This window comes from Luteibacter sp. RCC_6_2, assembly GCF_041360655.1.
Lineage (GTDB): Bacteria > Pseudomonadota > Gammaproteobacteria > Xanthomonadales > Rhodanobacteraceae > Luteibacter.
This window is the reverse complement of sequence record NZ_JBFUPQ010000013.1, coordinates 24,396-40,457: the sequence shown is the minus strand read 5'-3', so window position 1 is coordinate 40,457 and position 16,062 is coordinate 24,396. Positions and strand designations below refer to the sequence as shown.

The window sequence follows — 16,062 nt, the reverse complement described above, 5'->3', positions numbered from 1 at the left end:
ACTACCGCCTTTGCCGGAACGGTGCATCCTTGCACGTCGAAGCAACCGACGTGCCACCTTTGTCCTAAAAATCGACATCAAAAAAACGTGATGTTTTTGTGAGAGGAGCGTCACGATTTAGATCGTGCATATCTTTCCTGTAGGAGTATTTGAGCTATAAAAAACCACGGGTCACGTTCCGGCGTCCATGCCGGCTGAACCATGGAAGAAGCTGCAGGGGGAGTAGCACACGCGATGGATAATTCGTACCCATCCAGGCGGACCAGCGAGCGGAATTTCCGGACAGGCGGCTGCCTGGACCGAAGCCATTCCTGCATTCCTCGAGCCGGGGCCCCCGGCTTCGTCCGCACCGGCGCCCAACATCCCCCGCCCTCGGCACGCCATCGATTACGACCAACCCTGGCTTGAGTCTTCTCGTCGTTCGACGGGACGGATGACGTCCGCGCGTGATCGTGCGCGGCCGTAAATAAGAAGAAAGCAACCTCCTACCCGGACGCGTTCCCGCGTTCGCGGCCCTTTGCGCGCCTGCGTTTCAGTTCCCAACCACGCTCCCCCCGGTGCATCAGCCCATGCAGAAGGAAATCGTATGAACAAGATACATAGCAAAGTCTGGAACCGCGCGCTCAATCAGCTCGTGGTCGCTTCGGAGATAGCGACGTGCCACCGCGGTGGCAGCTCGGGACAGGGCCGTCGCGGGTCGCCGTCTCACGGCCTCGCTCCCGTGGCCTTGACCCTGTTGATGGCTGCCGGGTGGATCGGATGGAGCGGATCGGCGGCGGCACAGGCGGTCGATTGCACCGCGGCACCCTATAACGCCTATAACGGTACCGCCTCATGCATGGGCTATACCTCCGCCGCCAGCGGGATCGGGGCCACGGCCGTCGGGTCGCTGGCAAGAGCTAACGTATTGGGTGCGCTGGCGCTCGGCTATAGCTCGACCGTGAATGCACAGAACGGCATAGCCGTTGGCTTCGGAGCCTATTCCAATGCCATCAATTCCGTTTACATCGGCGCACGTACCGCTAGCGGCACGGGTGCGCTCGCTGGCGGTGCCATCGGCATCGGCACGGACGTCACGGCTTCCGGACCGAATGCGGTCGCCATCGGAACACAGGCCATTGCGAACGATTCATCCAACGTTGCGCTTGGCCTGTCAGCTCACGCGACCGGGCTCGAAGGTACGGCACTCGGTTATGCGACCAACGCGACCGGGGTCAATTCGACTGCCATCGGTAACCAGATCACCGCCGCAGCCGACGGGAGCATCGCCATCGGCGCTAATGCTGGTGTCATGGTGGATGCCGCTTCGACCAATAGTTTCGCTGCCGGTTGGGGTGCGAAGGTCACGGGTGCGATAAACGCCGTCGCCCTCGGCACGTCCGCTGCGGCAAGCAATGGACAGGCCACCGCCCTGGGAGGCTTCACGAAAGCCACGGGGGAAGGAGCGACGGCCGTAGGCCTATCGTCGCAAGCCACTTTCGCCCATTCGACCGCCATCGGCTGGCAGGCGTACTCGACCGCCCTCAACGCGGTTTACCTGGGAGCCCGCACCGTTGGGACGGGTGCATCGGCCGAATCGGCCATCGCCATCGGCACGGACGTGACTTCGTCGGGTCTCTACTCGATCGGCATGGGCTTGCAGGCGAACGCCAGCCAGGCCGACGCGATCGCCATCGGCAGGCAGGCAAACGCGACGGGTATCAATTCGATCTACGTGGGCGCGCTTCAAAGCGGTGTGGCGGGTGGTGGTGCCACGGCGAACAACGCCATCGCGTTCGGTATCGACATCGTCGCCAGCGGCGTGGGCGCGGTCGGCATAGGTAACTTCACGCTGGCGTCGGGCACGAACAGTACCGCCGTGGGCGGCAGTTCCGCGACGGCGACGAACGCGCTGGCGCTGGGCCGCGCGAACACCGCATCGGGAGCCAACAGCGTGGCGGCTGGTACGTCGTCGAAGGCGCAGGCGGCGTCCACGGTCGCGATTGGCGATACGAATACGGTTGCGACCGGTGCCGGCGCGGGTTCGTTCGCCGCCGGCCACAACTCGCAGGTGCTCGGCGGTCTGGGCGCCGTCGCGCTGGGCGAGGCGCAGATCGCCAACGGCAATGGTGCCGTCGCCATCGGCGATCCGAATTCCGCCATAGGTAATGGCGCCGTGACTGTTGGCTCCAACAACACGTCGAACGGCGACGGCGCGGTGGCGGCGGGTAACGGCAACAACGCCCAGGGTGTCGGCTCCGTCGCCCTGGGCAACGCCAGCAGCGCTCTCGGCGCCGGCTCGGTGGCTTTCGGCAACACCGCCACGGCGAACAATGCCAACGACGTCGCGCTGGGTTCCGGGTCGACCACCACGACGGCGGTCGGCACGGCGAGCGCGACCATCAACGGCGCCACCTACGCGTTCGCCGGCACCACCCCCGGAAGCACGGTGAGCGTGGGTGCCACCGGTGCAGAGCGGACCATCACCAACGTCGCGGCGGGACGCATCGACGGCGGCAGCACCGATGCCATCAATGGATCGCAGCTGTTCGCGACCAACCAGGCGATCGGTACGGTGGGTACCACGGTCACCAACCTCGGCAACACCATCGCCACGACGATCGGCGGCGGCACCACCTACGATCCCAGCACCGGCAACATCACCACCAGCGTCACCTATGGTGGTAACACCTACGGCTCGCTGCAGCAGATCTTCAACCAGATCGGTGGCGATATATCCGCGAGCGCCGTCCACTATTACAGCGTCAACGACAACGGCACCCCCGGCGCCAACTACGCCAACGATGGAGCCACCGGCCTCAACGCGCTGGCCGCAGGTGTCGGCGCCACCGCCACCGCCGACAACGGCACGGCGTTGGGCCAGGGCACGGGCGTGTCCGTGCTGGGCGGCGTGGCGCTCGGTTCGGGCGCCGTGTCCGACCGTGCCATCGCCCCCACGTCCGGCTCGATCCTCGTCGGCACCAACGTGATTCCGTACAACACCACCGACCGCACCTTGCTGGGCGCGGTATCGGTGGGCAACGCCACGGATTTCCGCCAGATCACCAACGTGGCGGACGGCACGGAGGACCAGGATGCCGTCACCTTGCGCCAATTGAAGGGCGCGATGAGTTCGTTCTCGGTCACCCCGATCAAGTACTTCCATGCCAATTCCGCCGCCACCGACTCGGCGGCCATCGGTGCGGAGTCCGTCGCCATCGGTCCGCAGACCACGGTGAACGGCGACAACGGCATCGGCATGGGTAACGGCGCGATCGTGCAGCAGACGGCACCGGGTGGCACGGCGATCGGCCAGAACGCGACGGTGAACCTCGCCGATGGCGTGGCGCTGGGTACCAATGCGGTGTCCAACGGCATCCAGGCCCTGGCCTTGGGTGCGGGTTCGCAGGCGGCATTCGCCGGCAGCGTGGCACTGGGAGCGGGTTCCGCGACGGACGCGGCGGTGGGTACCCCCAACGCGGTGATCAACGGCACCACCTATGCGTTCGCAGGCACGACGCCGGGTTCGACGGTGAGCGTGGGCGCGGTGGGTGCGGAGCGGACCATCACCAACGTGGCGGCGGGCCGCATCGACGGTGGCAGTACCGATGCGATCAACGGCTCGCAGTTGTTCGCGACGAACCAGGCGATCGGTACCGTCGGTACGAGCGTCACCAACCTCGGCAACACCGTGACCAACCTCGGTGATTCCATTGCGAACAGTTATGGTGGCGGCACCACGTACGACCCTGCCACCGGCACGATCAACACGAGCATCACCTACGGCGGCAACACGTACGGCTCGCTGCAGCAGGTCTTCAACCAGATCGACACCGGCGGTATCAAGTACTTCCACGCCAACTCCAACCTGGCCGATTCCCTGCCGAACGGATTGAACAGCGTGGCGATTGGCCCGGTATCCACGGCCAACACGGAAAATGCCGTCTCGATCGGCAACGGTGCGACCGCTGGTGCCAACGTGGGCGACGTGGCATTGGGCGCGGGCAGCACGACGGGTACGGTGGTCCAGACCGCCAGTGGAACCATCGCGGGCAACACTTATGCCTATGCGGGTACCACGCCCGGCAGCACCGTGAGTGTCGGTGCGGTGGGTGCCGAGCGAACCATCACGAATGTCGCGGCAGGACAGGTGAACGGCAACAGCACGGATGCGATCAACGGCTCGCAGCTGTTCGCCACCAACCAAGCATTGGACACGTTGAACGACACGGTGGCCGCCAACGCCATCCACTACTACAGCGTCAACGACAACGGCACGCCCGGTGGCAACTACGCCAACGATGGCGCGACCGGTCTGAACGCCCTGGCGGCGGGTGTCGGCGCCACGGCGGCCGCGGATAACGCGACGGCCCTGGGCCAGGGCACCGGCGTCTCCGTGTTAGGTGGCGTGGCGCTCGGTTCCGGCGCGGTGTCCGATCGCGCGATCGCTCCCACCTCCGGCTCGATCCTCGTCGGCACCAATGTCATCCCGTACAACACCACCGATCGCACCCTGCTCGGTGCGGTATCGGTCGGCAACGCCACGGATTTCCGCCAGATCACCAACCTGGCGGACGGCACGGAAGACCAGGACGCGGTGTCGTTGCGTCAGTTGAAGGGTGCGATGAGTTCGTTCTCGGTCACGCCGATCAAGTATTTCCATGCCAATTCCACCGCTTCCGATTCGCTGGCGGCAGGTGCGGAGTCGGTCGCCATCGGTCCGCAGACCACGGTGAACGGCGACAACGGCATCGGCATGGGCAACGGTGCGATCGTGCAGCAGACCGCGCCGGGTGGCACGGCGATCGGCCAGAACGCGACGGTGAACCTCGCCGATGGCGTGGCGCTGGGTACCAACGCGGTATCGAACGGTATCCAGGCCCTGGCCCTGGGCGCAGGTTCGCAGGCGGCATTCGCCGGCAGCGTGGCGCTGGGAGCGGGTTCGTCGACGGATGCGGCGGTGGGTACGGCGAGCACCACGCTCAACGGCACCACCTACGCTTTCGCGGGCACGACACCCGGCTCGACGGTGAGCGTGGGTGCATTGGGCGCCGAGCGTACGATCACCAACCTGGCGGCCGGCCGGATCAGTGGCAGCAGCACGGACGCGATCAATGGCTCGCAGCTGTACGCGACCAACCAGACGTTGGAGTTGCTGGGCTCGCAGATCATCAACCTGTCCAACGTCGTCAACAACTTCCCGGCCGGAGGCGGCGGCAGCACCACCAACAATACCTACCAGAACAGTGGTGACAACAACACGTCGTCGACTGCCACGGGTGACAACAGCACGGCAATCGGCGCGGGCTCGTCGGCCACGGGTGACAACAGCGTCGCCATCGGCGCCGGTTCCGTGGCCAACCAGTCCAACACCGTCTCCGTCGGTTCGGTGGGTAACGAGCGCACGATCACCAACGTGGCGGCCGGCGTGAACACCACCGACGCCGTGAACGTGGGCCAGCTGGACCAGGCGATCGAAAGCGCGAAGAACTGGACCAAGAGCTACGTCGACCAGCGTTTCCAAGGCGTGGACCAGGAACTCAATCGCATCGGTAACCGCGCCAACGCCGGCATCGCCTCGGCTATGGCCATGGCCAGCCTGCCGCAGGCCTACCAGCCGAACCAGAACGCGGCGGCGGTGGCGGTCGGCAGTTTCCACGGCGAAACCGGCATCGCCGTCGGCATGTCGACGATCACGGAGAGCGGACGCTACATCATGAAGCTCAACGCCACGACGAACTCGCGCGGCGATGCCGGCGCGGGTATCGGCGCGGGCGTGGTGTGGTGAGGAGCGAACCCATGAATGCTATCCAAGGAATCAAGAACATGCGCGCATCGTTGAAAGGCATCTCCGTGGTCTCGCTCGCACTGGCACTGGCGGCCTGTGGAAACATCAGCCACGACGTGGCGAAGGACGGCCGCTCGGCAGGCGAAGTGGTGTGGCCCGCGGTGGGCGAGGTCACGCCCATGCACAAGGGCGGCACGTTTCCCAATCTGGCGAACCTGCGAAAGGTGAAGTCGGGGCTCAACAAGCAGCAGGTATCCGACCTGATCGGCTATCCACACTTCAGCGAAGGCATCTGGGGCGTGCGGGAGTGGAACTACGTGTTCAACTTCCGCAAGCCCGGCAGCGACGAAGTGACCGTGTGCCAATACAAGGTGTTGTTCGACGATGACAAGCTGGCTCGCAGCTTCTACTGGAAACCCGAGGCGTGTGCCGACTTCCTGAAGGAAGCAGCGCCCGCTCCCGCCCCGGTAGCCGCCGAACCGGTCGCGGCGCGCAAGCCACGCGTACTGTCCGCCGATGCACTCTTCGCGTTCGACAGCGCCGAGTTGTCGCCGGCCGGCAAGGGCAGTCTCGACGAGATGGCCACGACGTTGCGCGATCAAGGTGACAAGCTGCGGTCCGTACGCATCGTCGGCTATACCGATCGCCTCGGCAGCGACTCCTACAACCGGGCCTTGTCACAGCGCCGCGCCGAAGCGGTGAAGGGTTATCTCGCGGCGCAGGGCATCCCCGCCGATCGCGTCACCGCGGAGGGCCTGGGCGAGGCCGATCCGGTGAAGGGCTGCGAGGATGCACCTCGCGGACAACTGATCGGATGCCTCGCGCCGAACCGCCGTGTGGAGGTGTGGGTGACCGGCGTCGAATAAGGGAAAGCCGGTCCATTGGTGTGGCGCCGTTGTCGGTATCTCCCGCAACGGCGCCATCAGCGAGGGGCGTCACCCATCGGCCGGGGCGCTATCGCGGAGGCGCGGTCGACTGCCGGACAATGAGTTCGAACGGCAACTCGACCCCATCGGGGTGAGGTTTCCCGGCCAGGATGCCGAGTAGCACGCGCACCGTCTCGTGGCCGATCGACCGCATGGGCTGGCTGATGGTGGTGAGCGCGGGCGCCAGGTAGCGCGTCGTCCGCAGGTCGTCGAAGCCGACGACGGAAAGGTCCCCAGGTACGTTCACGCCGTGTTCCCGGCAGGCGGCCAACACGCCCATGGCCATCTGGTCGCTGAAGCAGAACACCGCGGTCGGACGTTGCGGCAGCGCGAGCAATCGCCGGCCCGCCGCATAGCCCGATTCGACGGAGAAGTCGCCGCGTTCCACGATCAATGAGCGCACGGCCCGATGCACCTTCGCCGCCGCGCGCGCGCCATCGAGGCGCTGATGGTGCAGCGGATTCGTCTCCGGCCCACCCACGATACCTACGCGGCGATGGCCCAGGGCATACAGGTGTTCCATCGCCACTTGCGCGGCGGCGGCGTTGTCGATGTGTACGCTGGGGACACCGAGGTCGGGCGTGAACTCGCAGCCATTCACCACGGGCGCCGCGTCACCGAGTTCGTCGACGAGTTCGCGCGCGGTGGGAGGCAAGCGGTGCCCCAGGACGATGAGGCCGTCGGCCTCCTGGCGACGCAGGATCTGCGCGTAGCTCTCTTCGCGTTCCGGCTGTTGCTGCGTATCGCCCAGAAGCACGGCATAGCCCTTCGGTTGCGCGGCTTCCTCGACGCCCTTGACGATTTCCGCGAAGAACGGATTGGACACGTCGGGAACCGTCACCAGGAGCTTGCCCGTGCGTCGCGTGCGCAAGCTCTTCGCGGCCGCGTTCGGCACGAAACCGAGCTTGGCCACCGCGGCCTGCACGCGGCGGCGGGTGGCTTCGGAAACCAGGTCGGGCTGGCTCAGGGCTCGCGACACAGTGGCTGGAGAGACCTTGGCCAGGTTCGCGATGTCGTAAATGGTGGCCACGCACTACCTCGTTCCGTCCTGACGCACTGCATCATGATCTTGCGAATTTCCGCTGATAGTATCTATGAAATCGATTTCATTGCAGGCGACACGATGAAAACGCTCAAAGGCCCTGGCCTGTTCCTGGCTCAGTTCATAGGGAACGAGGCACCGTTCAACCGGCTGGATACGCTCGCTGCATGGGCAGCCGATCTCGGATACGCGGGTTTGCAGATACCCACCAGTACGCCGCATGTCTTCGACCTCGCCGAGGCCGCCACGAGCCAGGCGTACTGTGACGAGATCGGCGCCATGCTCGATCGACACGGCTTGCAAGTCACCGAGCTTTCCACGCATCTGCAGGGACAACTGGTCGCCGTGCATCCGGCTTACGACCTCCTGTTCGACGGATTCGCACCGGAACCGTTGCGTGGGAACCCGACGGCCCGGCAGGCCTGGGCAGTGGACCAGTTGAAGCTCGCGGCAAAAGCCAGCGCGCGTCTCGGTCTCAAGGCCCATGCCACGTTTTCAGGCGCGCTCGCCTGGCCGTATTTCTATCCGTGGCCACAGCGCCCGCCGGGACTCGTGGAGGAAGCCTTCGCCGAACTCGGACGACGCTGGCGTCCGATCCTCGACGTGTTCGACGAGCAGGGCGTCGACCTCTGCTTCGAAATCCATCCCGGCGAAGACCTGCACGATGGCGTGACGTTCGAGCGCTTCCTCGATGCAGTGGACCACCACCCTCGCGCCAAGATCCTTTTCGATCCGAGCCACCTGTTGCTGCAACAGCTCGACTACCTCGGCTTCATCGACCGTTACCACGAGCGCATCGGCATGTTCCACGTCAAGGATGCCGAGTTCCGCCCGGACGCGCGTAGCGGTGTCTACGGTGGCTACCAGTCCTGGCTCGACCGGCCGGGGCGATTCCGCTCGCTGGGTGACGGACAAGTCGATTTCCGCGCGATCTTCTCCAAGTTCGCGCAGTACGACTTTCCCGGCTGGGCGGTGCTGGAGTGGGAGTGCTGCCTGAAGCATCCGGAAGACGGAGCGCGGGAAGGCGCACCGTTCATCCGAGACCACATCATCCATGTGACCGACCGTGCGTTCGACGATTTCGCCGGTGCCTCCACCCCGCCCGAGACGCTACGGCGCCTGCTCGGTCTCTGAACCGCCATCGAGGAAGACGCTATGCGACCGATGTTGTTCCGCCTGGGTTCGATGATGTTCCTGGAGTTCTTCATCTGGGGCGCCTGGTTCGTCACCCTGGGCACGTACCTTGGCCAGGGGCCACTGCATGCCGATGGGTCGCAGATCGCCGCGGCCTTCCTCAGCCAGTCCATCGGCGCGATCATCGCGCCCTTCGTGGTGGGCCTGATCGCGGATCGCTACTTCGCGGCACAACGCATCCTCGGCGTTCTCCAGGTCGCCGGTGCCGCGTTGCTGTGGTGGGCGTCGCAAGCGGCCACCTTTCCCGCCTTCCTCACCCTGATCATGGTGTACATGGTGTTGTTCATGCCCACGCTGGCGCTCGTGAACAGCGTGGCCATGCGCCACATGGAGAACCCGGAGAAGCAATTCCCGCCTGTCCGCGTCGCCGGCAGCGTCGGCTGGATCGTCGCCGGCGTGCTGATCGCATGGCTGGGCTGGGAGCACGCGCACCGGCTCGAATGGACGTTCCGCATGGCAGCGATGGCCTCGCTGCTGCTCGGCCTCTACGCCTTCACCTTGCCGGATACGCCGCCACTCAAGCGGGGCGCCAACGTGTCCATGAGCGACATCCTGGGCCTGGACTCGCTGCGCCTGCTGAAGAGCCGTTCGTACCTGGTCTTCTTCCTGGCGTCGGTGGCGATCTGCATTCCGTTGTCGTTCTATTACAACTTCACCAACCCGTTCTTGAACGACCTCGGCGTGCGCGGTGCCGCCGGCCTGCAATCGCTGGGCCAGGCGTCCGAGGTGGTGTTGATGCTGGCGATGCCGTTCTTCTTCACCCGCCTCGGCGTAAAGAAGATGCTCGCCCTGGGCATGGCGGCCTGGGTCGCCCGTTACGTGCTGTTCGCGTATGGCGACGTGAACGCCGGGTATGCGCTGCTGGTCGGCGGCATCATCCTGCATGGCATCTGCTACGACTTCTTCTTCGTCACCGGGCAGATCTATACCGACGCCCACGCCGGAGCGCGTTTCCGCAGCGGTGCGCAGGGATTCATCACCCTGGCGACGTACGGCGTCGGCATGTTGATCGGAACCTACCTTTCCGGCTTCGTCGTCGATCGCTTCACGGTGGATGGCGTACACGACTGGCGAAGCATCTGGATGGTGCCGGCCAGTATCGCCTTCGCCGTCCTCCTGGTCTTCCTGTTCCTGTTCAAGGAGCGCAGCGCCCGCGCCGCGGCCGCCGAGCCGTTATGAGAGGAAAGCACATGCCACGGTTGAACATAGCCATCGTCGGCGCGGGGATGATCGGCGCGGTCCATCGTCGCGCCGCGATGCTGGCGGGTGCCGAGGTGCGCGGTGTCTGCGCTTCGACGCCGGAGCGATCGAGGGAAGTGGCCGACCGATGGAACGTGTCGCGTGCTTACGGCGGCATCGACGAAGTGATCGCCGACCCGCAGGTACAGGTAGTGCACGTATGCACACCGAACGCCTTGCACAAACCCTACGCGGAGGCCGCCTTGAAGGCGGGCAAGCATGTCGTTTGCGAAAAGCCGCTGGCGACGAGTATCGACGATGCGGCGACGCTCGCGGAGACGGCGCGCCGGACCGGCCTGGTCGCCACGGTGCCCTTCGTCTACCGGTATCACCCCGTGGTCCGCGAAGCGCGCGACCGCATCGCCGCCGGGGAGCTGGGGCCACTCCGCTTGATCCACGGCAGCTACTTGCAGGACTGGCTCATGGACGCCGGTGCGAATAACTGGCGGGTCGATCCACGGCAAGGCGGTCCGTCGCGCGTCTTCGCCGATATCGGTTCGCACTGGTGCGATCTCGTGGAGTGGGTCGGCGGGCAGCGCTTCGCGGAAGTGAGCGCCGCGTTCGCCACGGTGGTTCCCGAACGCGCGGCATCCTCACGGCAGAGTTTCACCGTGGCGGCGAGCGGTGGTGCCATGGAAGCGGTGTCCAGCGAGGACGTGGCGGCGGCGATGTTCCGCACCCGCGAAGGCGTGCTGGCGAATGTCACGGTCAGCCAGGTGTCGCCGGGCCGGAAGAACCGTCTGTGGTTCGAACTGGATGGTTCCAGGGCGAGCGTGAGCTTCGACCAGGAAGACAGCGAGCGCCTGTGGCTTGGGTATGCGGATCACTCCGCGTGTTTCGTGCGCGACCCTTCGGCGGGCAGTGCGGAGCAACGACGCCTGGCGGTATTGCCGGCTGGCCACGCGCAGGGTTACGCCCAATGCTTCGAGGCCTTCGTGGCCGATACCTACGCGGCGATACGGGGCGAGCGGCCGGAAGGTCTTCCCACGTTCGACGACGGTCTCCGCGCCGCCCGAATCACCGACCGTGTCGTCGCTTCGGCGACCAGCCGACGCTGGCTCGACATCGAAGACTGAGCCCGAGGGAGACCGGATGCATGTTGAAAAGCCGTCGCACCTTCCTGCAGAACACCGCCCTCACACTTGCCGCGCTGGGAACAGGCATGCCCCTGCTCGCTGACCCGCGGAATGAACGCCCGGCGCGACAGCCCGTGGGATTCCAGCTCTATACGCTGGGTGATGCGATCGTCACCGACACGGTAGCGGTGCTGGCCAAGTTGGCCAGCTTCGGCTACGGGGAGCTGGAAGCCATCACCTACGCGAACCTGCCGCCGGAGACACTCCGCCGCCGCGTCGACGAGGCCGGCATGAAGCTCCGTAGCGTCCACCTGGATTTCTCGGGCGAACGCGACACGGCGAAGCTGTTCGACACGGCACATCGGCTTGGCGTGAACCAGGTCGTCAGTTCGGTGCTCTCGCCGTCGGTCGAGGAAAAGCATGCCGATTTGGGCGCGCTCACCGCCGACGACTTCAAGCGTGTCGCCGAGCGTGCGAACGGGATCGGCGAAGCGGCGAAGAAGTCGGGGCTGCGCTACGCGTATCACAACCACGATTTCGAGTTCCGAAAATTCGTAGCCGGCGGCAGCGGGTACGACATCCTGCTGGCCGAAACCGACCCGAGCCTGGTGCATTTCCAGGCCGATTGCGGTTGGATGAGCAAGGCGGGAGCGAACCCCGTCTCCTATTTCATCCGCTATCCGAAGCGCTATCTCTCCGCGCATATCAAGGACTTCGACGCCAGCGGCCACATCGTGGAACTCGGCCACGGTGTCGTCCCGTACCGGCCGATCCTGCGGGCCGCGCGACAGGCGGGGATCGGGCATCTCTTCGTCGAGCACGATCCGCCGGGCGGCGTGCCCATACCGTTGGACCAGGTTCGCCGCGAAGGTGCCTATCTCGGCGGCCTCATTCATGAATTGTCGATATGAGATCTTGCGGATTCGAGATCTACAAAGCCGGCCGCGAATGACCTACGCTCGGTGAGCTAGCCCCGGCCGCCTGTCCAGGCAAACCCCAACAGCGCTGAGGACCGACCCATGGATCCGTCGAACGACTGGAAATTCACGCGCCGCGAAGTCCTGAAAATGGGAGCGGTCTCGGCGACGGCCCTCGCCGTGCCCGGACTCGTCGCCGCCCCCGCCGCCAAAGACGGCACGCGCCCGACCGCCACCGCCAAGGTCGCCATGGAGGTCAACGGCAAGGCGCAGGAACTCGACCTCGACACGCGGACGACCCTGCTCGACGCCTTGCGCGAGCACATGCACCTCACCGGCACGAAGAAGGGTTGCGATCACGGCCAGTGCGGCGCCTGCACCGTCATCGTCGATGGCCGCCGTATCAACAGTTGCCTCACCCTGGCGGTGATGCACCAGGGCGCGAAGGTCACCACGATCGAAGGCCTCGGCACGCCGGCGCGCCTTCATCCGATGCAGGCCGCCTTCATCAAGCACGACGGTTACCAGTGCGGCTACTGCACGCCGGGGCAGATCTGCTCGGCCGTGGCGGTCCTCGACGAGATCCGCGACGACATTCCCAGCCATGCCACGACCGACCTGACCGCCAAGGCCCGGATAAGTCCCTTGGAATTGCGCGAGCGAATGAGCGGCAACATCTGTCGCTGCGGTGCGTACTCCAATATCCAGGAAGCGATCGCCGAAGTGGCGGGGGTGAAGGCATGAAACCGTTCACTTACGAGCGTGCCGACTCCCCGGCTGCCGCCGCGTCCGCGGCGGCACGTGTTCCCGGAGCGAAGTTCATCGCGGGCGGAACGAACCTCCTCGACCTGATGAAGACCGGCATCGAGGAGCCGGCGCACCTGATCGACGTCAATGGCCTGGATCTCGACAAGATAGAGCCGACTGACGAGGGCGGGTTGCGACTTGGTGCCATGGTCCGCAACACCGACCTGGCGGCCGACGCGAGGATCAGGCGCGACTATCCCTTGCTCTCGCGGGCCTTGCTCGCCGGCGCCTCCGGCCAGTTGCGCAACAAGGCCACCACGGGCGGCAACCTGCTCCAGCGAACGCGTTGCCCTTACTTCTACGACACCAACCAGGCCTGCAACAAGCGCTTGCCCGGCAGCGGCTGTGCGGCGATCGGCGGTTTCAGCCGACAGCATGCGATCGTGGGCGCGAGCAAGTCGTGCATCGCCGTGCATCCGAGCGACATGGCCGTGGCCATGCGCGCACTCGATGCCACCGTGGAAACCATGCGCCCGGATGGCAGCACGCGACGCATTCCCATCGCCGACTTCCACACGTTGCCCGGCAACACGCCACACATCGAAAACGTCCTGGCGCCGGGAGAGCTGATCACCGCCGTCACCTTGCCGAAGCCTGTCGGTGGCACGCAGCTCTATCACAAGGTTCGCGACCGCGCGTCCTATGCGTTCGCCCTGGTGTCGGTCGCCATGATCGTGCAGCCCGATGGCAGTGGCCGCGTGGCGCTCGGTGGCGTGGCGCACAAGCCATGGCGGGTGGAGGCGGCCGAAGCCGAACTCCCGAAGGGCGCCAAGGCGGTCGCGACGCGGTTGCTCGCCGGCGCGCAGCCGACCGAAGGCAATGCCTTCAAGGTCACCCTGGTCGAGCGGACCATCGCGGCGGGCCTCGCCGAAGCGAAGGAGACGAAGGCATGAAATTCGACACTCCCGCCACCACCAACCCGATCGACCGCCTGAAGGTCGTCGGCCAGCCGGTGGATCGCATCGACGGACCGTTCAAGACCACCGGCACGGCGCATTACGCGTACGAGCAGCACGAAGCCGTGCCCCATCACGCCTATGGTTATGTCGTTGGCTCGTCCATCGCCAAGGGCCGTATCGTCTCGATCGACCTCACCCGTGCACAACGCGCGCCCGGCGTGCTGGCGATCGTCACCGCGAAGACGGCGGGGAAACTCGAGAAGGGCAAGTTCAATACGGCGCACTTGCTCGGCGGCCCCGAGATCGAGCACTACCACCAGGCGGTCGCGGTGGTGGTCGCGGAGACCTTCGAGCAGGCACGCGTCGCGGCACAGCTGGTGCGCGTGGATTATGCCCGCACTCCCGGCAAGTTCGACCTCGCCGCGGCGAAAGACACCGCTACAAAACCGGAACGAGGAAAGTCGGATACGGCGGTGGGCGACTTCGCCGCGGGCTTCGCGGCCTCGGCGGTGAAACTCGACGCCATGTACACCACGCCGGACCACTCGCACGCGATGATGGAACCGCATGCCTCCATCGCGGCATGGGAAGGCGACAAGCTCACGCTGTGGACGTCGAACCAGATGATCGACTGGGGGCGTGGCGACGTCGCGCTCACGCTGGGCATTCCGAAGGAGAACGTACGGCTCATCTCGCCGTATATCGGCGGCGGCTTCGGCGGCAAGCTCTTCGTTCGTGCCGACGCATTGCTGGCCGCGCTGGGCGCACGTGCCGCCAAACGTCCGGTGGCGGTGGCCTTGCCGCGTCCCTTCATGATCAACAACACCACGCATCGCCCGGCGACGATCCAGCGCATCCGTATCGGTACCTCGAAAGACGGGAAGATCCAGGCCATCGGCCACGAGAGCTGGTCGGGCGACCTCCCGGGCGGTGATCCGGAAACCGCCGTGCAGCAGACGCGCTTGCTTTACGCCGGTGCCGACCGCATGACGGCCACCCGGCTCGCCGTGCTCGATCTTCCCGAAGGCAACGCCATGCGTGCGCCCGGCGAAGCATCGGGGTTGATGGCGCTGGAGATCGCGATCGACGAGATGGCCGGGAAGCTCGGCATGGACCCGATTGAATTTCGCATCCTCAACGACACCCAGGTCGATCCGGAAAAGCCCGACCGTCCGTTCTCGCAGCGCCGGCTGGTCGAATGCCTGCGTACGGGGGCGAAACGTTTCGGCTGGGAACGCCGCGCGCCGCGTCCCGCGACGACACGTGACGGGCGCTGGCTCGTGGGCATGGGCGTGGCGGCCGCGTTCCGTAACAACCTCGTGATGAAGTCCGGCGCCCGCGTGCGTCTGGATCGCAACGGGCGTGTCACGGTGGAAACCGACATGACCGATATCGGCACGGGCAGCTATACGATCATCGCGCAGACCGCCGCTGAAATGATGGGCCTGCCGCTGGATCGCATCGACGTGCGCCTCGGCGACTCGACGTTCCCCGTCTCGTCCGGTTCGGGCGGACAGTGGGGCGGAAACAGCTCGACGGCGGGCGTCTATGCCGCCTGTGTGAAGTTGCGCGAGGCCATCGCCCAGAAGCTGGGGCTGGACCCGAACGCGGCTAACTTCGAGGACGGCAAGGTGGGTGTGGGTGGGCGCAGCGTCCCGATCGCCCAGGCCGCTGCGAACGGTGACGTGGTCGCCGAGGACGCCATGGAATACGGCGACCTGAGCAAGCGCTACCAGCAATCGACGTTCGGCGCGCATTTCGTCGAAGCACGCGTCGACGCGGCCACGGGTGAAATCCGTGTCGAGCGCATGCTGGCGGTCTGCGCCGCCGGGCGCATCCTCAACCCGAAATCCGCACGCAGCCAGGTGATCGGGGCGATGACGATGGGCGTCGGCGCGGCGCTGATGGAAGAACTGGTGGTGGACCGGCGGCTGGGCTTCTTCGTCAACCACGACCTCGCCGGGTACGAAGTGCCCGTGCACGCCGATATCCCACACCAGGAGGTGATCTTCCTCGACGAGACCGATCCCATGTCCTCGCCGATGAAGGCCAAGGGCGTCGGCGAGCTGGGTATATGCGGGGTCGCCGCCGCCGTCGCCAACGCGGTGTACAACGCGACGGGCGTGCGCGTGCGCGACTACCCGGTGACCCTGGACAAGTTCATCGACAAGTTGCCGCCCGTGGCCTGACCCGGG

Annotated in this window: 10 protein-coding genes; 9 read left to right on the top strand and 1 reads right to left on the bottom strand. The window is 65.7% G+C overall.

Going from position 1 to position 16,062, the window contains the following annotated elements; all coding sequences use genetic code 11:
* The first annotated feature begins 586 nt into the window (after positions 1-586).
* Together AB6730_RS14645 and AB6730_RS14640 are read left to right on the top strand one after the other, a co-directional pair.
* Positions 587-5,767: a YadA-like family protein gene (locus tag AB6730_RS14645; RefSeq protein ID WP_371024347.1), complete on the top strand. Its 5,181-nt coding sequence runs from the start codon at positions 587-589 to the stop codon at positions 5,765-5,767.
* Between the two features lie 11 nt (positions 5,768-5,778).
* Positions 5,779-6,633 (top strand): OmpA family protein, encoded by an 855-nt coding sequence (locus tag AB6730_RS14640; RefSeq protein ID WP_371024346.1) that lies wholly within the window; start codon positions 5,779-5,781, stop codon positions 6,631-6,633.
* An 88-nt stretch (positions 6,634-6,721) separates the two neighbouring features.
* Here AB6730_RS14640 and AB6730_RS14635 read toward each other — a convergent pair whose 3' ends face one another.
* Positions 6,722-7,723, bottom strand: a complete 1,002-nt coding sequence (locus AB6730_RS14635; RefSeq protein WP_371024345.1) for a LacI family DNA-binding transcriptional regulator — start codon at positions 7,721-7,723, stop codon at positions 6,722-6,724.
* A gap of 93 nt (positions 7,724-7,816) precedes the next feature.
* On the opposite strand from AB6730_RS14635, the gene AB6730_RS14630 reads away from it, so the two are divergent.
* From AB6730_RS14630 to paoC, 7 genes are all read left to right on the top strand, one after another.
* Complete coding sequence (locus AB6730_RS14630) at positions 7,817-8,869, top strand: sugar phosphate isomerase/epimerase family protein (RefSeq protein ID WP_371024344.1); 1,053 nt, start codon at positions 7,817-7,819, stop codon at positions 8,867-8,869.
* Between the two features lie 21 nt (positions 8,870-8,890).
* The gene (locus AB6730_RS14625) at positions 8,891-10,108 is read left to right on the top strand and encodes a nucleoside permease (protein WP_371024343.1); all 1,218 of its coding nucleotides are present in this window, start codon (positions 8,891-8,893) and stop codon (positions 10,106-10,108) included.
* An 11-nt stretch (positions 10,109-10,119) separates the two neighbouring features.
* A complete protein-coding gene (locus tag AB6730_RS14620; protein ID WP_371024342.1) occupies positions 10,120-11,244 on the top strand; it encodes a Gfo/Idh/MocA family protein in 1,125 nt (374 codons plus the stop codon).
* A 20-nt stretch (positions 11,245-11,264) separates the two neighbouring features.
* Positions 11,265-12,155 carry a sugar phosphate isomerase/epimerase family protein gene (locus AB6730_RS14615; RefSeq protein ID WP_371024341.1) on the top strand — a complete coding sequence of 297 codons (891 nt, stop codon included), beginning with the start codon at positions 11,265-11,267 and terminating at the stop codon, positions 12,153-12,155.
* A 108-nt stretch (positions 12,156-12,263) separates the two neighbouring features.
* On the top strand, positions 12,264-12,905 hold the full coding sequence (gene paoA / locus AB6730_RS14610) for an aldehyde dehydrogenase iron-sulfur subunit PaoA (RefSeq protein WP_371024340.1): 642 nt from the start codon (positions 12,264-12,266) through the stop codon (positions 12,903-12,905).
* Positions 12,902-13,861 carry a xanthine dehydrogenase family protein subunit M gene (locus AB6730_RS14605; RefSeq protein WP_371024339.1) on the top strand — a complete coding sequence of 320 codons (960 nt, stop codon included), beginning with the start codon at positions 12,902-12,904 and terminating at the stop codon, positions 13,859-13,861. Before paoA ends, AB6730_RS14605 begins: the two co-directional genes overlap by 4 nt.
* Entirely contained in the window at positions 13,858-16,056 is a 2,199-nt protein-coding gene (paoC, locus tag AB6730_RS14600; protein WP_371024338.1) for an aldehyde oxidoreductase molybdenum-binding subunit PaoC, read from the top strand. Before AB6730_RS14605 ends, paoC begins: the two co-directional genes overlap by 4 nt.
* Positions 16,057-16,062: the final 6 nt, after the last annotated feature.

Coding starts and splice junctions, on each gene's coding strand:
- AB6730_RS14615 (WP_371024341.1), top strand. CDS start 11,265: ATGTTGAAAAGCCGTCGCACCTTCCTGCAGAACACCGCCCTCACACTT.
- AB6730_RS14605 (WP_371024339.1), top strand. CDS start 12,902: ATGAAACCGTTCACTTACGAGCGTGCCGACTCCCCGGCTGCCGCCGCG.
- AB6730_RS14630 (WP_371024344.1), top strand. CDS start 7,817: ATGAAAACGCTCAAAGGCCCTGGCCTGTTCCTGGCTCAGTTCATAGGG.
- paoC (WP_371024338.1), top strand. CDS start 13,858: ATGAAATTCGACACTCCCGCCACCACCAACCCGATCGACCGCCTGAAG.
- AB6730_RS14645 (WP_371024347.1), top strand. CDS start 587: ATGAACAAGATACATAGCAAAGTCTGGAACCGCGCGCTCAATCAGCTC.
- AB6730_RS14620 (WP_371024342.1), top strand. CDS start 10,120: ATGCCACGGTTGAACATAGCCATCGTCGGCGCGGGGATGATCGGCGCG.
- AB6730_RS14625 (WP_371024343.1), top strand. CDS start 8,891: ATGCGACCGATGTTGTTCCGCCTGGGTTCGATGATGTTCCTGGAGTTC.
- paoA (WP_371024340.1), top strand. CDS start 12,264: ATGGATCCGTCGAACGACTGGAAATTCACGCGCCGCGAAGTCCTGAAA.
- AB6730_RS14640 (WP_371024346.1), top strand. CDS start 5,779: ATGAATGCTATCCAAGGAATCAAGAACATGCGCGCATCGTTGAAAGGC.